The following is a 14,773-nucleotide window of genomic DNA, read 5'->3' as shown; positions in this document are numbered from 1 at the left end:
ACCACGGTTAGTATCCGCCCGGCGGCGTTGGCAATGTATGCGACATCTTCACACCTCCCCCGCCACATGCGCGAAAAAGCCAGAAATACCCTTTCAACTATTTCGACTAACCTGCCTGACGTCGTCGCTGTCAGGCAGGTGAACCGAGGTAGTAGAAAGTGGTGTGTGGTTGCGTTAGAGGTGTGGGTGGGTTAAGAAACGGGTTTACGGCGGTTATCGCCGTCGGTACGGCGGTGGGTATCGCCGGTGTGGACAACGCGAGGGGTGGCAACGGCGGCGTATGACGCCGGCGGGTGTCAGCAAGTTGCTTACGACGACGGTTGTTCTTGTGGCGGCGAAGGTCATGGCCAAGCCTCCTAACGCCGCCTTCACGACGGCGCCGTGGGTTTGTCTTGTAAAACTTTTGGCCTGCCCCCATGCGCCTCCCATAACCAACAGATATTTCAGCCCCACCACATATACGCACATGTACGCATACAGAACGCTGAGGATAGAGATACCTTGGCGCCTCATCGAGGAGCGTCCAGACGTCTTAGACCTCGTGACACGTATGTATTTAGCCGTCGGGGAATATGTAAAGAGACTGCTAAAGGAGATTGCGGGGCAAGAGGAGTCGAAGCTGACGATGGAGGAGTTGGACAGACTCCTCACGCCAGACAAGCGCAAGTTGGTGCGCCGAATTATAAAGCCTCATAAACCGATTAACAGATAAAAACTTGATATAAATACTATTCGGTGAAGTTTAAATGTCCAGTATGTGGGAAAGAGGTAAACCTAGAACCCAGATTGGAAGGAGAGCCAATAGGCGGTCTATATGAGGTAATAGTACAACACGAAAGACATTTCATAAAGGTGTATATAGACAAAAGCGGTTTTATAAGACGAGTTTTCCCAATAGAACATCTCATTATAATAGATCCTCCGCAATACACTATATATATATACGAAGATAGAGCGGAAATAATAGATCACACCGGAAACATATACATAACAGACTCAGACTATTTATTAAGTGTCGTAAAAAAGATAATAAAGTAATCAATATAGTACAGTCATAGATAGTCGAGGGCCCTGGGCAAAAGGGTCTGGGCCACTGGGGTCTGGTAACGGCCCCCTCGGTAGTGAGCTTGGGCCCTTCTTGCCTCGTGACTTCCTTAAGCGATCTCTCGACGTTCTCCTCGACAGCCAGCTGCATTCTCGTCACGAGGTCTAGGAGTTCCGGTCTCTCTTCGATAAGACGCCATGGTATCTTTAGATTCCGTAGACGTACATGGCTATGTCTAGTGGCAGAGTCGAAATTTCTGCTGGTTATGAAGACTACAGGGGACCACACTAAAAGTTATAATATCAGCTTCAATTAGGCGTAGCCGTATGCTCGGATATTCTGTAAGGTAATCGAAAGAGTGGAGACGCGTCTCTCCCACGCCACATTTTAGCTCTCAGGCTTAAATTGTGGCGCCGGGATTAACTACGTGGAAAAAATAGGCGTAGTTGTCAAATCGCCCTCTATATACTACTATATATTTAGACCATTTCGAGGCGTTGAAATAGATGTCGGCTCTTTTGTAGCTACAGAGGTAGATGGACTACGCGTCATTTCTCGCATCACAGCTATTAGACACAGAAATGCCGCGACAGATCCAAGACTTATCGCACAGTTTGACGACGAGAATGTAATAAGAGAAATTAAGGAGACTCTAGGCATAGAAGACGTCTTGTATTACACAGAGGCGAGAGCTGTCGTATTAGGCGCTAGAGTCGGACGTAGGATATTAAAACCTCAAAAGCCAGTGAAACCTCTCAGCTACGTCTATAGAATTGTAGAACATGAATTAGAAGAGTTTTTCGCACCGCCTGAAGACGGAACGTATATCACTATAGGTAGAATAAGGGGCACGAACATATCTGCAAAAATCAACGCCGAAAAACTAGTTACTCACCACTGCGCTATATTAGCCAGCACAGGAGCTGGGAAGAGTTGGCTCGCAGGAGTCATAATAGAACGCCTTAGTCTCCTAGATATACCAATAATAGTTGTTGACCCACATGGCGAATACTCGGCAATGTCTATACCTCTGACAGAAGAGGGAAAAGCCGTCGCAGAAAAAGTAAGGATATATGTAGTGGGGAAAGTAGATACTAGACCCGTAGACGACGCATTTGAAAAAAGATATGGCACAAGGCGTGTGTATACAAGGATTGGGATAAACCCAAGAAGTTTACCTCTACGCACACTTGAAAAACTTCTTGACATATTATACGGGCTCACAGACGCGCAGAAGAGAATTCTAGAAGAGGGTTGGCAAGTTGCTACAAACTACGGCGAGAGACAGCCCCTTACTACAGTTGAAGAATTGATACGAGAGGTTTTAGAAGGGGGCAAACACGCGGCGCCTCCCGGCTACGCTGGCGAAATGGCGCTCAGCGGATTAGAGGGTAGACTCAGATCTCTTTTCTATACAAGCCCTATATTCATAACTAGATATGGAGAGGTGTACCAAGGAGAGCCTATTAAGTTAATTGACCCACAATCTTTTGTCACCACGCCTGCTCTGCATATTTTGGACATATCTGGACTAGACAGCGTTGACCAACAACTGTTTCTAGCCGTATTTCTAGATCAGATATACAGAGTTGCGACACAAAGGAAAAACCTTACAACTTTTATCGTAATAGAGGAGGCTCATATTTTCGCCCCATCTACCCCCAACGCGCTTAGTAAAAACTACGTTGTGAAAATAGCGAGAGAAGGTAGAAAGTTTGGACTCGGCCTCTGTCTCATCACACAAAGACCTACTAAACTAGACCAAGACGTAGTTTCACAAGCTATGACCCAAATATTCAAAAGAATGATTAACCCAAGCGACTTAAAGTACGTAGCTACAGTTGCGGAACATCTCGAAGATCCACGTCCATTACGGACGTTAGATGAAACAGAGGCTATGATTACAGGGATCTCTGTGCCCGTGCCTCTACTAATTGTCGTCGGTCAAAGATGGACACACCATGGGGGAATAACTCCTAGAATTAAGAGGGAGATGTAGTAGATATATAGGATTTATTTGTATCCCCTTCGCGGCGCCGGCTCTCTGGGAGCTGGGGGCGGGCCCGCCCCTTGCCGACGCGCCCTAGTTGGCGGTCGCATTCAACGTCGGCATTACAATGGCGATACTGTACACAGGAAGGTGGGCCTATTCGGTGGAGGGGGTCGGCGTTGCTAGACACGTCGTGGCGGTCTTGGCCACCGTCGCTAAACTGCCGTGGTAAACAACGCACTCGTCCTTACCTGCGCCGTAAACACACCACTACTACCGCCCCAAGCCCTACTCCCACTGGCAATACCCATCGTGGCGTTGACAATAGACGCCGTGAGAAGGGTAGAACAAACCCGTTTCCCCCCACTTATATTTAAAAACACCCGACTCTCGGGTCTATATCTTTTTACTGTTTCTCTACAACGCAACTACGAACGCATACAGAACACTAAAAGTGAAAATCCCATAGCAGTTAGGGGGACTAGACGTCCTCAACTCTGTGACGCACAGACACTTAGCAACGGAAAGTATGTTAAAAGACTGTTGAAAAGTCACGGGACGAAAGGAGCCCAGACTAACGACAGAGGAAATAGATCGGTTTGTCCACGCCAGATAAGCGTGAGCTAGCGAACTTGTGCAAGAATTTACTTAATCTGCACTTGCGCAGGCTTTACCTCAATTATCTGGCCAGCCGCAATAGTTCTACCCATGTCGCGGAGAGCAAAGCGGCCAAGCGCTGGGAATTCACTGAACTTCTCCGCAACTACAGGCTTCAGAGGCTTAATCTTTACAATTGCCACATCGCCCTGCTTTATAAATTGAGGCTTTTGTTCAACTGCTTGACCAGTGCGTGGGTCGAGTTTAGATACAAGCTCTACAATTTGGACAGGTACCGTGGCTGTATGTATATGCATAACTGGCGCGTAGCCTGGGCCTATAGCTGTGGGATGCCATAGTATAACTACACGGGCTACTATCTCTTCAGCGACAGTCGGGACGTTGTCTACTTTACCTAATACATCTCCACGTCTTACATCCTCTTTGCTTATACCTCTCACGTTAACACCTATATTATCGCCTGGTTGCGCTTGCTCAAGTTTCATGTGGTGAGTCTCTATAGATCTCACGTCGCCTACCTTAGCAGGAGGTACTATGACAACTCTATCGCCAACCTTTAACACGCCGGTCTCAACTCTACCAACTACCACAGTGCCCGCGCCTGTAATTGTAAATACGTCTTGTATCGGCATTCTAAGCGGTTTGTCAACAGGTCTTGGAGGCGGTTGGAAGGTATCAAGAGCTTCAAGTAGCGTGGGCCCGTTATACCACGGCATGTTGGAAGACTTAGTTTTGACGTTATCTCCCTTTATCGCACTTACTGGGATAAAGTGTATTTTGCTTGGGTCGTAGCCCAATAGTTTTAATAACTTAGAGACTTCGGCTTTAATCTGTTCATACCTCTTCTGGTCGTAGTTTACAATATCCATCTTATTAACAGCAACTACTATTTGTTGAACACCTAATGTCCTAATGAGAAATAGATGTTCTCTGCCCTGTCCCTGAGGCCCTATGGCTGTTTCAAACTCTCCAGGACGTGCAGAAATTACAAAGAGAGCTGCATCTGCTTGGCTAGCTCCAACAATCATGTTCTTTATGAAGTCTCTATGGCCAGGTAAGTCGATGATTGTAATGAATAATTTATTAGTCTCAAAACCCACGTGTGTAGCCTCGATAGTTACGCCGCGTTCACGTTCTTCCTTAAATCTATCAAGAATCCATGCAAAAGCGAAGTCTTCCTTCCCCATCTTTTTAGCCATCTCTTCAATTTCCTTAAACGCTTTTTCATCTACATAACCTGTCTCATATAGTAGACGGCCTACCAATGTCGATTTGCCATTGTCAACGTGGCCAACAACTGCTAGGTTTAAGTGCGGCTTTTGTAGAGCTGTTGGTTTTGGTGGTAATATTATCGACGGCATAGGCGGCTTTTATTCTTATTCTTATAAATTTTTCGAGCTTTAAATACCAAAGTTTTTAAACTGAAGTAAATCTCAACATATGCCGCGGCCTGCATATCGCTCTAGAAGTCTTAGGAGAGTAAAAGTGAGGACTCCAGGCGGTAGAACCGTAGTACATTATGAAAAAAGAGCGAAGGGCGTCCCCAAATGTCCCGTGACTAATCTGCCGCTAGGAGGTATGAACCATAAAGTATACAGATTTGGCATATCGATAAGAGCGCCCAATAGACCATATGGAGGCGTTTTTTCTCATAAAGTCTTAGCTAGGGCGTTGAGACTGGCCGTGAGAGGATAGACATACATGGTTGTTATAGCTATCTCTGGACAGCCAGGTAGCGGAAAGACTACAGTAGCTAGAGAGGTAGCTAGGGTGTTAAATTTACCACTTGTCTCATCCGGGTCACTTTTCAGAGAGTTGGCGGCCAAAATGGGCATAGATTTCATAGAGTTTCATAAATATGCCGAGAAAAACCCCGATATTGACAAGGTAGTAGACTCCATGGCTATAGAAAGAGCGAAAGCCGGTAACGTAGTTCTCGAAGGCCATCTAGCGGCGTGGATTGTGCGACCTTATGCGGACATATGTATATACTTAAAGGCATCTAGCGAAATACGTGCAAGACGAATTTCTATACGTGACAAAAAAAGCTTCGAAGATGCTCTACGGGAGGTAAGAGAGCGTGAGGAACTTAATAGGAGGCGATATCTTTCTCTCTACAATATAGACATCAACGACCTCTCGGTGTTCGATCTTGTCTTAGACACTTCGTATCTCTCTATAAACGATGCCATTAGAATTAGCTTAGACTACATTTGCACAGTGTTGGGATTTAAGTACTCCAGAAAATTCTGTTGATATTCGACAAATACAATAAATACGCATTTAATATATCACATTTCCAGCTACTATGAAGTTCTTGCTTCGATGCAAACCCAATACGAAAAAACCGCCGACAGGGAAAAGAGTTGCAATAATAGGCGCAGGGCCTGCGGGCCTAGGCGCTGCAGGCGTGTTGTTATGTAACGGACATGAAGTCCATATATACGACGCATTGCCCGAGCCCGGAGGACTGTTGATATTTGGCATTCCACCTTTTAGGGTCCCAAGAGAGAGCGTGAGAGAGGGGGTGAGGGAGCTGATAGAAGCCGGCGCGAAGTTTTACACATCTACGTTTGTATACTGCGGCGAGAAACCACATGAACACGAGGCTCTCCTATTAGTGAAAGAATTTGTAAATCTTGAGGACCTTGTAAAGAGATACGACGCCGTTATAATTACGACCGGGACTTGGAAGAGTAGATCGTTAGGCGTGCCAGGGGAGAATTTACAGGGGGTTTACAAAGCGCTTGACTACCTCTTTAGAATCTACGCCAATCAGTTGGGGTATCTACCTAAAGAAAAAGTCTATCCAACTGGAAAGAAGGTGTTAGTAGTAGGCGGAGGCTTGACTGCCGTAGACGCCGCAATTGAGGCCAAGCTACAAGGCGCAGAAAAAGTAGTAGTCGCCTATAGGCGTACTATTAACGAGGCGCCTGCCGGCAAGAAGACTATAGAAACTGAGCTTATAGCGAGAGGCATAGAGTTTCGAGAGTTAATAAACCCCGTGGCTTTCCTAGGCAGGGAAAAAGTGGAAAAAGTCCGGTTCATAAAGATGAGACTAGGGCCGCCAGATAAATCTGGTAGGCCCAGGCCTGAGCCTGTGCCAGGTAGCGAGTTTGAAGAAGAATTCGACACCGTGTTAATAGCCATAGGCGAGGAGCCAACGCCGCCAGGGCCCTGCCTAGGTATAGAATTTAACCCCGACGGCACCATCAAGGTAGATGAAAAAATGCAAACAACTCACCGCGGCATCTTTGCAGCAGGAGACGTAGTTACAGGGCCTTCTCTCATTGGCAAGGCATTAGGCTCCGGGATGAAAGCTGCACAATTTGTAAACGAATATCTCTCCTCCCACTGACTACTTCTTTTTAGCTATGACCATCGCATGTGCTGTATCATAAGGCTCTAAGTGGACAGTCTCAAGAATTTCAAACCCCCTCTCTTTTAGCGTGTTTATCTCTTGTTTAAACGTCTCAGTTGCCGGGGCCGTCACATCAATACTCATGGCTTTTATCACTAACATGACGTAGCCGCCAGGCTTAAGGAAGTAGTCGGCGTTGTCTGCAAGTATTTTTGCTTGCGCCGGCTGTGCCACGTCAATGTAGACAACGTCTACGCCTTTTACATAATGTGCGTATTGGTATGGAAATCTGGCATCACCTAAAATCGGTACTACATTTCTTCTGCCCTGGTCTACCAATTTTTCTATAAATTCTCTGAAGACCCGTGGCGAAAATTCCACAGAGTATATCAGACCCCTCTCTCCCACTATGTCACTTATATGGCTTGGCGTCGTACCAGAGGCAGCGCCTAGATAAAGCATGTGCGTACCCTCTTGAATTGGGATAAATTTTATGCCATTGACTATTGCGGCAGCAAGCTTAGAGCGATAGGGGTTCCATTCTCTATATTCCTCATCTCTCCATTTTATCAACCTCTCCCCATACACTCTCTTGCCTGGAGTTAGATTTTTCGTCGCCAGACGCTCAGTCCCATCTTCAAATTTAACTACATATACGCCGAAGTGATGTTCATGATTACGCACATCTACCACTTCAATAGACATGGAAAAATACGTCACTTTACGATTTATATACTTATCGCCGTGGCGGATATAATCAGCGCCGTCCTCTCCTAGGCGGAGGCGGTCTCTTCCCCCCTCCGCTTGGAGGAGGCGGCGGTGGAGGCGGGGTCTTTGTAGCCGGTTGCTGAGGGGTCTTGGGAGGCGGCTTTGCGTAGAGAGTCTTGATCTCTTGTATTCTTTTCATTAGTTCCTCCTTTAGTCTGGGGGCGATGAAATTACCAGTAAAAGCGTCGGCTTTAGCCGCAATCGCCAACTTAGCCGCAAGAGCTCTCGCTATCTTACCTCTCTGCCACCTCGGCGATCTAAAGATCTCGGGATATTGGAATATTACGCCGTGTTTAGGAGGCTTCCCTCCAGTACGTAAAGCTCTAAATAAAGCCTTCTCAGCGCCGAGAACCTGTATTGTAGATGCGGGAAGAAACGCCATCCTCGTCAGCCCACCGGCAAGTTTTATCAATCTGGCGCCTAACAACGGCCCCACTAACTCCCTTATGTTAGGCGCAACCTCTTTCATTGCCTCGTCAATATATGTAGCCAAGCTTTCTCTATACGACTCCAGTTTGATAAACGCCTCTGCGTACGATTTTAACTGAGCTAAATCCCACTCTGACATCTCAGCGCCTATGCTTTTCTTTGCAGACTCGACTATTTTCTTCACTCTCTCCGCAGGCATATCCGGAAATACCTTCCTTATACTCTCCTCGCTTATCCCAGATCTATGTCCTATATAGTACACTATCCTTACATACTCCTTATTGTCTCTCACTAACTCCTCCAACTCAGGAAAGTGCAAGCCGTACCACTCTCTAATTCTTGACGCTATTAGATTCAGTATTTTATCTACATCATCAAGTGTACTAATAGCTTGGGCAATAAATAGGTCTCTCTTTTCAACAGCTTGTCTTAGCTTACGCCTGGTTACCAAATCGCTTATTTCAAATAGGTAGTTTCTATAATCTTCCCAGCTTAAGCCCAACGCCTGGAGGTACTTAGAAAAGTTTTGTCTAAATGTCGTGAGCACGGGGGAGGGGCTCTCGGCCACGATCTCTACGCCCTTGATAACAGACACAAGCTTCCTCGCAAGCTCAGGATCCTCTACCACGATTTTCTGCGCCTTTGTCTTCACCCTCTCGATTATTGTAAGGAGTTCTGGTACGTAATTTGACTTTTCAAGTTCTATCAATCTCTCAGCTACTAGGTCGGGTTTTTTCTCATAAAACACCTTATCTACGAGATTTCCCGTCTCGTCAAGCGCGAAAAACCCCAGTACATCTGTCGCTATGTATATTTTCGTCATTAAGCCCTTTGAAAAATATACTTAAAAATATAACTCAGAAAGAGCACGTCTTACGTCTTCTACATCAATCCTCCCTCTGTATCTCCTCATGACCTCGCCTAAAGCCTTGTCTTTCCCAACCTCCCGCACCACCTCTCCCACCACTTTTTTCACCTCTTCATAAGACATTCTAACTAAGCCCAACCTCTTAGCAACTTCTTCCGCAGACTCCCCAGCTTTCATATTTCTAAGCACCTCCTCTACAGCCTCCTTTGTGATAATCTTTTTCTCAAGAGCCTCGAGAACTGAGACAATTTTCTCGTCTGTTATCTCAACGCCCTCTCTAGCGAGAGCTTTAGAAATATTTAGAAGAATAGTGGCAATTTGTTGAGGCGGCACTTTATATTTCGAGACGTAGTCTTCAAATTTCTCCAAGTATGGAGATTTAATAAGCTGAAGTGCCAAATCTTTACTAAGGCCTAGCGACGTTAATTCTGACAGCTTCCCCTCTAGACTTACCTTTGCGATCTCCTCAGACTTTTTTAAAATTTCAAAGGTGATTCTAATTGGCGGAATATCAGTCTCAGGGTACATCCTCGCGGCACCAGGCCTTGGCCTTAGAAAACGCGTCGTGCCGTCCGGATTAGCCCCCCTCGTTTCCTCTGGCACGCCTTGTAAAGCGGCATTTAGCCTATCAACTACAACAGTAGCCGCCTCCTCTAACTCCCTATCGTCTACGCCCATGAGTAATATGAAAGACTCGACGCCAAGTTTACTTATTATATCTCTCACCTCCTCTGCCGTTATTCCATATCCAGGAAGCTCGTCGCTGTGAAGAAGACCGCCTAACTCTGTCCAGGCTCTTACATAATCAGCAAGCTCTGTGCCAAAGCGCCGGCCAGGTTGCACCTCAACTCCAAAGATCTTCTGAAAGCCGGGCGTTTTGACCGCCACCACCTTACCCCCTGTCTCAAGCACTCTCTTTACAATCTTCGACTTTGTGTTTGTAAACACTTGAGTAACATCGACAGTAGAAAGCTCTAGTTTGCCCACTCCCCTTCTCCTCAACTCTTCAGAAATCTTCAGAAGACTGAGCTGTCTCTGTACTTCATACTCTATGACTTTCGGTATCAAGGAGAGGTCGGGCACCCCCTTAATCTCAGTTTTGGCACCTCCGGCAATTGAGACATTTACATCTTGTCTAACTGTGCCGAGACCTCTCTTAGCTCTCCCCGTGATTTTTACACTATATCCGATGATCCAAGCCACCTCCTCAACTTGTTGTGGCGGGTAAGACATAGGCTCTGTGGCAATCTCTATGAGGGGTATCCCCAATCTATCAAGCCTGTAGACAACTGTCTTCCCCTCCTCCGCTATTTTCCTAGCGGCGTCTTCTTCAAGCGCTATAGTCTCTATGCCGATATCATAGCCAAGAATCTTCTTCTTGCCGCCGTATGCGATCAACATCGTCCGTTGGAAGCCGGAGACATTAGAGCCGTCTATCACAATCTTCCTCATTACGTGTATCTCGTCGAAAATTTTTGCATTAAACATCTTAGCAACTGCGACAGCGGTGGCAAGCGCCTCCTCGTCTGGAAGATGCGGCGGCTCTTCATCTAGTTCCACTAGACAGGTAGTGTCGCGATAGCCCTCGTAAATATACCGCCTCCTTTTCCTCACCTCCCACAACACAGCTGGGTCAACGGCGCCGAGCTCGCTTACAGATAGGTGTAGCCTCCTCTCTAATCTAAAGTGGGGCTCGTCGTCTCTCAACACAGGGGGGCAGTGGCAGAAGAGCTTACGTTTAGTGTTTAACTGGATATGTATTTCAAGACCTACCTTTAGGCCAAGCGACTTATAGTCCACATGGCGATATAAATATTGGGTTTAAAATATATCGTGGGAAAGAGGCGGTGGAGTCAACATTTCTTAAGAGATACGTCAGTGGCGCAGTTTATAACAGAGCTTGTCCCAAGCGGACTTGACATAATTGAAGTCGGGCCGGGGAGGGGGGCTTTAACATTACCTCTAGCAGAGAAGTCAAAAACCATATACGCCATCGAAATCGACCCAACGCTAGCGGAGTTTTTAAAGAGACAAGCCCCTCCAAACGTCGTAGTAATTGTAGGCGACGCGCTTGAGATAGAGTGGCCTAGGGCAGACTTCTTTGTGTCAAACATCCCATATTCTATAACCTCCCCGCTACTTCTAAAACTCGCCAAATACAGACTCCCGGCGGTAGTTACTATACAGAAGGAGGTCGCCGAAAGACTTGTAGCTGCGCCAGGTACTGAAAACTACGGGAGGCTAACTGTGGCAATTCGGTGTCACTACGACGTAGAAGTGTTACGTATACTCCCACCCCATGTATTCAGCCCGCCGCCTAAGGTTTATTCCGCCGTGGTGCGTCTCACGCCGAGGCGGCCTTGTGTAGAAGATTTTGAAAACTTCCAACGATTTACAGCTCGGCTTTTTTCAACACGTAGAAAAACTCTCCGCCGTCTGAAACTTGGAGAGACAGAAAAGCGGGTGTACCAACTCACACTTGAGGAAATAGTTGAACTATATAAAAAACACTTCGACACGACAGAAACGTGCCGCTCTTAAAACTCGTATTTCTAGGCACAGGCGGCGCAGTGCCTAAATCAGATAGAATGTTGCCAGCTATATACCTAGAGGATTGGCTAGGCCATAGAGTTTTACTCGACGCAGGAGAGGGGGCTCAATATAGACTGTTGCAAATAGACGTCTCCCCCGCCTCTCTCACCCTAGTCGCAATTACACATCAACACGAAGACCACACATTAGGCCTACCCGGTTTAGTGATCACTAATAAGTTTCTGGGCGGAAAATTGAAAGTACTAGCTCCGAGATCTATGCATAAGATCTTAGAGAGACTTGGCGTTGAGGTAAGCGACAGCTACGAAGAGGGGCGCTTCAAAATAACATGCGTAGAGGTGTGCCACACTGTAGACGCGTGTGGGTGGCTCTTTCAATGGGACGTCGGCTATAAGCTAGATCTTTCTAAAGTCGCCGGATTGCCCAAGTGGGCGCTTACGAATTTAATAAGAGGAGAAGCTGTGAAAGTAGGCGGTAGGTTAATAACCCCAGAAGAGGTGGCAGATCTTACACATAAAAGATTCCGCCGGCTGTTATACACTGGAGATACTGCGCCGTGCCCCCAGATGTGGAAAACCGTCGGCGAGGTAGACGTGTTAATACACGAGGCCACTTTTGCCGACGACGTAGAACCTCAAAAAGCACATGACGAGGGTCATTCAACAGTGGCAGACGCCGTTGAGGCCGCAAAGGCGCTTAAAGCTGACGTACTTATACTTACACATATAAGCGCTAGATACCCCAGTAAAGAGAGACATAAAGCTCTAGCTGACGCCGTTAAGCCGCCGCCTCATATCTATATCCCCGACGACTTTGACACATTGCTTATCAAACTTTAACTGCGACATAAATAACTGTGGTGGCAAAAGGCGCAAAACGCTTCAACAGATCTAGTTTTTCAAAAAACTTAAGCCTAAACCGCTTTTGTAAAAACCTAGAGGGGAGGGGCGGGAATAAATATATCGGCCTAGCATCTATTATTTCAAGCCCGGCTTTCCTCAACGCAGATTTGACATAGAAGTACGAGTAGTAGTTGAAGGGCAGTTCGCTATCGACAGACTCCCAAACTCCTCTTACAACGCCGCGGAAAAGGGCATCTTTAAACTTGCCAACCCCTTGGAACAGCAGGTATTCATACAACATATCTAGACACACGGCGTTGTCTATATCTGTGATAAAGATGCCGCCTTTCTTAAGCACGTGCGCCACAGAGGCAAACGCACTCTCTAGGTTATGTAAATGGTTGTAGACGCTGCCGAGCGCCGTCACTGCGTCAAATCTACGAGCCCTAATAGGCAACATGGCGGCGTCGCCCTGTATTCTATCGCCACATCTACACACTTTCAAAGACTCGATAGAGATGTCTAGAGGGATCACTGTGGCGCCCCTGGCCTGCATATAGAGACTCCAAAACCCCGTGCCAGCCCCCACGTCGAGGATATACATACCTCTTTTGATATATACGTCTAACACCTCGCCTAACTTTCTATACAACGTCCTATAGTACCACGTCCCTAGGTATTTATCTACATAGAGGCGGGCTACTGTATCGTAATAATCGGCGACCGCCTTCACCTTGGCTCTATTCTAAAATCTAGCGATAGTTTCCTACGTAGTTTCTCTAACTTAGCAACCCCCCTCGAGAGGACAACGCCGAGGTACTCCTCAGGCACCTTGATCACAATTAGGCCGTCTCTCTCCTCAAGCTTAATCTCGCCAGGGGGCACGTAGCGCTTCAAGGCGGAGACCACCATGGAATATATCTTGCGGCTCGGCGCCCTCTCCCCGCCCCTCTTCACTGGCACCACGAAGGTCTCCTCGCCAAAGACGTAGATCTCATACTCCACCTCGTCTGTGAGGAAGTCCTTGACTAAGATAACCGGCCGGGCGAGATCCTCTTCCCTCATCCCCGCCGGCACCTTTACCACCATAGAGAGAGCGTATATCTTCTTCACCTCGCCGTCTTTCATAAAGATCACCGTGTCAATTATGGAGGGGATCATGCCCAGCTCCACCCTCCTGATAAACCTCTGGATGGCATCTATAGGCGAGGTGGCGTGGACAACCCCCACCATCCCCACCCCCGCCAGCCTGAGGTCCACGTAGAGCTGGAAGTCCGCCGTGTCCCTCATCTCGTCAAAGATAGTATAGTCGGGCCGCGACAGGAGGAGGATGTCGTGAACCTCCTCAGATGTGGCCAAGTTCTTCGAGATCTGCGTAATGGCGGGGCTCAGCACCATATCTCTCGGCGACTCCAACGTCTTCACAATCTTGCCCTTGCTTAGGTAGAACTCCGCGAGGGCCTGGGCGAAGGTGGTCTTGCCCGCTCCAGGCGCCCCCGCGATCAATATACCCTCGGCGCTTTTCTCAAGCCGCTCCAACACCCTGGGATCAAGCCCATAGTCTTCTATGCTCTTCCTAACCACAGGTTTTGTAGCTGTGATCTCCAATCTTTCAGACACCGGCGGAAAAACTACGACTATTCTATGCTCCTTATGTTGTATAATCATCGAATGGGGGCGCCTGATCTCAATCCTCGTCTTTGAATTCAGACGAGACGCCTCAGAGACGAGCTCTCTAATTATTGTATACAATTGCTTTCTCGTAAGAGGCTCTGGAGACAGTTGGACAAAACGCCAACTGCCCGGCTTGCCGACTTTGCCAAAAGGCGGCAAGCCCTCTTTTAAATGCACAGACATTACATCCTTAGAAAAAAACTTCTCTATCGTCAAAACGTCGCGCGGTTTGCCTAGATATATAGTTCTAATCCCCTGCACAACCGCGGCGTCTCTAGACAATTCGTCACTTGTCACATAGATACAGTTATTCTCTTTCGCAAACCTCCTAGCATACATATCTAACTCACTTGGGTCTACCCTCCTATCTATAGAAACAACCTCTATCTTTACAAAGTCCGAAAGCCCCAGCTTCTCCACAGACTCAAACAAATCTTTCAACTCCTCCACGCCAATTATCCCAACCCCATCCCCCTGTCTTGCAAGAGAAGAGAAATACTCCGCCATTTCAGAGAGGAGAAAGAGAGTGCCCCTAAGCCTCCCCCCAAGTATCGCCTCTTTTAACGAGCCGTCTAACACCACCGAGCTGTCAGCTATGTATTTATCCACCGCCAACACACATACA

The 14,773-nt window shown here is 47.2% G+C and carries 13 protein-coding genes and 2 pseudogenes; 8 read left to right on the top strand and 7 right to left on the bottom strand.

What is annotated here, in order from left to right; all coding sequences use genetic code 11:
* Window positions 1-343 precede the first annotated feature (343 nt).
* Both ACZ49R_RS07600 and ACZ49R_RS07595 read left to right on the top strand, forming a co-directional pair.
* Window positions 344-688: pseudogene (locus ACZ49R_RS07600) on the top strand (zinc ribbon domain-containing protein); the annotation flags it as partial.
* A gap of 47 nt (window positions 689-735) precedes the next feature.
* Complete coding sequence (locus ACZ49R_RS07595; protein WP_464732572.1) at window positions 736-1,038, top strand: hypothetical protein; 303 nt, start codon at window positions 736-738, stop codon at window positions 1,036-1,038.
* 76 nt (window positions 1,039-1,114) lie between these two features.
* Here ACZ49R_RS07595 and ACZ49R_RS07590 read toward each other — a convergent pair.
* A pseudogene (locus ACZ49R_RS07590) lies at window positions 1,115-1,312 on the bottom strand (zinc ribbon domain-containing protein); the annotation flags it as partial.
* 160 nt (window positions 1,313-1,472) lie between these two features.
* Here ACZ49R_RS07590 and ACZ49R_RS07585 point away from each other — a divergent pair.
* Window positions 1,473-3,044, top strand: coding sequence for a helicase HerA domain-containing protein (locus tag ACZ49R_RS07585; RefSeq protein WP_464732571.1), 1,572 nt, complete (start codon window positions 1,473-1,475; stop codon window positions 3,042-3,044).
* Window positions 3,045-3,679: 635 nt separating this feature from the next.
* Here the strand turns inward: ACZ49R_RS07585 and tuf are convergent.
* A complete protein-coding gene (tuf, locus tag ACZ49R_RS07580) occupies window positions 3,680-5,014 on the bottom strand; it encodes a translation elongation factor EF-1 subunit alpha (RefSeq protein WP_464732570.1) in 1,335 nt (444 codons plus the stop codon).
* Between the two features lie 79 nt (window positions 5,015-5,093).
* On the opposite strand from tuf, the gene ACZ49R_RS07575 reads away from it, so the two are divergent.
* The 3 genes from ACZ49R_RS07575 to ACZ49R_RS07565 are packed head-to-tail and all read left to right on the top strand — an operon-like array spanning window position 5,094 to window position 7,011.
* The gene (locus ACZ49R_RS07575) at window positions 5,094-5,348 is read left to right on the top strand and encodes a 50S ribosomal protein L34e (protein ID WP_464732569.1); all 255 of its coding nucleotides are present in this window, start codon (window positions 5,094-5,096) and stop codon (window positions 5,346-5,348) included.
* Window positions 5,349-5,354: 6 nt separating this feature from the next.
* Window positions 5,355-5,909, top strand: a complete 555-nt coding sequence (gene cmk, locus ACZ49R_RS07570) for a (d)CMP kinase (RefSeq protein WP_011762154.1) — start codon at window positions 5,355-5,357, stop codon at window positions 5,907-5,909.
* Between the two features lie 52 nt (window positions 5,910-5,961).
* Complete coding sequence (locus ACZ49R_RS07565; protein ID WP_464732568.1) at window positions 5,962-7,011, top strand: FAD-dependent oxidoreductase; 1,050 nt, start codon at window positions 5,962-5,964, stop codon at window positions 7,009-7,011.
* Here ACZ49R_RS07565 and ACZ49R_RS07560 read toward each other — a convergent pair whose 3' ends face one another.
* From ACZ49R_RS07560 to gatE, 3 genes are read right to left on the bottom strand one after another with little or no spacing between them, the layout of a single operon-like run.
* Window positions 7,012-7,719, bottom strand: coding sequence for a fibrillarin-like rRNA/tRNA 2'-O-methyltransferase (locus ACZ49R_RS07560; RefSeq protein ID WP_464732567.1), 708 nt, complete (start codon window positions 7,717-7,719; stop codon window positions 7,012-7,014).
* 52 nt (window positions 7,720-7,771) lie between these two features.
* Window positions 7,772-9,034, bottom strand: coding sequence for a C/D box methylation guide ribonucleoprotein complex aNOP56 subunit (locus ACZ49R_RS07555; protein WP_464732566.1), 1,263 nt, complete (start codon window positions 9,032-9,034; stop codon window positions 7,772-7,774).
* A 21-nt stretch (window positions 9,035-9,055) separates the two neighbouring features.
* Window positions 9,056-10,879 (bottom strand): Glu-tRNA(Gln) amidotransferase subunit GatE, encoded by a 1,824-nt coding sequence (gene gatE, locus ACZ49R_RS07550; protein WP_464732565.1) that lies wholly within the window; start codon window positions 10,877-10,879, stop codon window positions 9,056-9,058.
* A gap of 33 nt (window positions 10,880-10,912) precedes the next feature.
* Here gatE and rsmA point away from each other — a divergent pair, with 33 nt between their 5' ends.
* Together rsmA and ACZ49R_RS07540 are read left to right on the top strand one after the other, a co-directional pair.
* Window positions 10,913-11,620, top strand: a complete 708-nt coding sequence (rsmA, locus tag ACZ49R_RS07545; RefSeq protein ID WP_011762159.1) for a 16S rRNA (adenine(1518)-N(6)/adenine(1519)-N(6))-dimethyltransferase RsmA — start codon at window positions 10,913-10,915, stop codon at window positions 11,618-11,620.
* A complete protein-coding gene (locus ACZ49R_RS07540) occupies window positions 11,608-12,471 on the top strand; it encodes an MBL fold metallo-hydrolase (protein ID WP_464732564.1) in 864 nt (287 codons plus the stop codon). The genes rsmA and ACZ49R_RS07540 overlap by 13 nt, the downstream gene beginning before the upstream one ends.
* On the opposite strand, the gene ACZ49R_RS07535 is transcribed toward ACZ49R_RS07540, so the two are convergent.
* Both ACZ49R_RS07535 and ACZ49R_RS07530 read right to left on the bottom strand, forming a co-directional pair.
* On the bottom strand, window positions 12,461-13,207 hold the full coding sequence (locus ACZ49R_RS07535; protein WP_464732563.1) for a class I SAM-dependent methyltransferase: 747 nt from the start codon (window positions 13,205-13,207) through the stop codon (window positions 12,461-12,463). The genes ACZ49R_RS07540 and ACZ49R_RS07535 overlap by 11 nt on opposite strands.
* Window positions 13,204-14,757 carry a PINc/VapC family ATPase gene (locus tag ACZ49R_RS07530; protein ID WP_464732562.1) on the bottom strand — a complete coding sequence of 518 codons (1,554 nt, stop codon included), beginning with the start codon at window positions 14,755-14,757 and terminating at the stop codon, window positions 13,204-13,206. Before ACZ49R_RS07530 ends, ACZ49R_RS07535 begins: the two co-directional genes overlap by 4 nt.
* Window positions 14,758-14,773: the final 16 nt, after the last annotated feature.

Source organism: Pyrobaculum organotrophum (genome assembly GCF_055384425.1).
Note: the sequence above shows the minus strand (reverse complement) of the source record. Positions and strands in the feature narration are given on the sequence as shown.

Bases quoted from the DNA above. Each gene is read 5' to 3' on its own strand.
- ACZ49R_RS07575 (WP_464732569.1), top strand. From the start codon at position 5,094: ATGCCGCGGCCTGCATATCGCTCTAGAAGTCTTAGGAGAGTAAAAGTG.
- ACZ49R_RS07560 (WP_464732567.1), bottom strand. From the start codon at position 7,719: ATGTCTATTGAAGTGGTAGATGTGCGTAATCATGAACATCACTTCGGC.
- cmk (WP_011762154.1), top strand. From the start codon at position 5,355: ATGGTTGTTATAGCTATCTCTGGACAGCCAGGTAGCGGAAAGACTACA.
- ACZ49R_RS07565 (WP_464732568.1), top strand. From the start codon at position 5,962: ATGAAGTTCTTGCTTCGATGCAAACCCAATACGAAAAAACCGCCGACA.
- tuf (WP_464732570.1), bottom strand. From the start codon at position 5,014: ATGCCGTCGATAATATTACCACCAAAACCAACAGCTCTACAAAAGCCG.
- ACZ49R_RS07555 (WP_464732566.1), bottom strand. From the start codon at position 9,034: ATGACGAAAATATACATAGCGACAGATGTACTGGGGTTTTTCGCGCTT.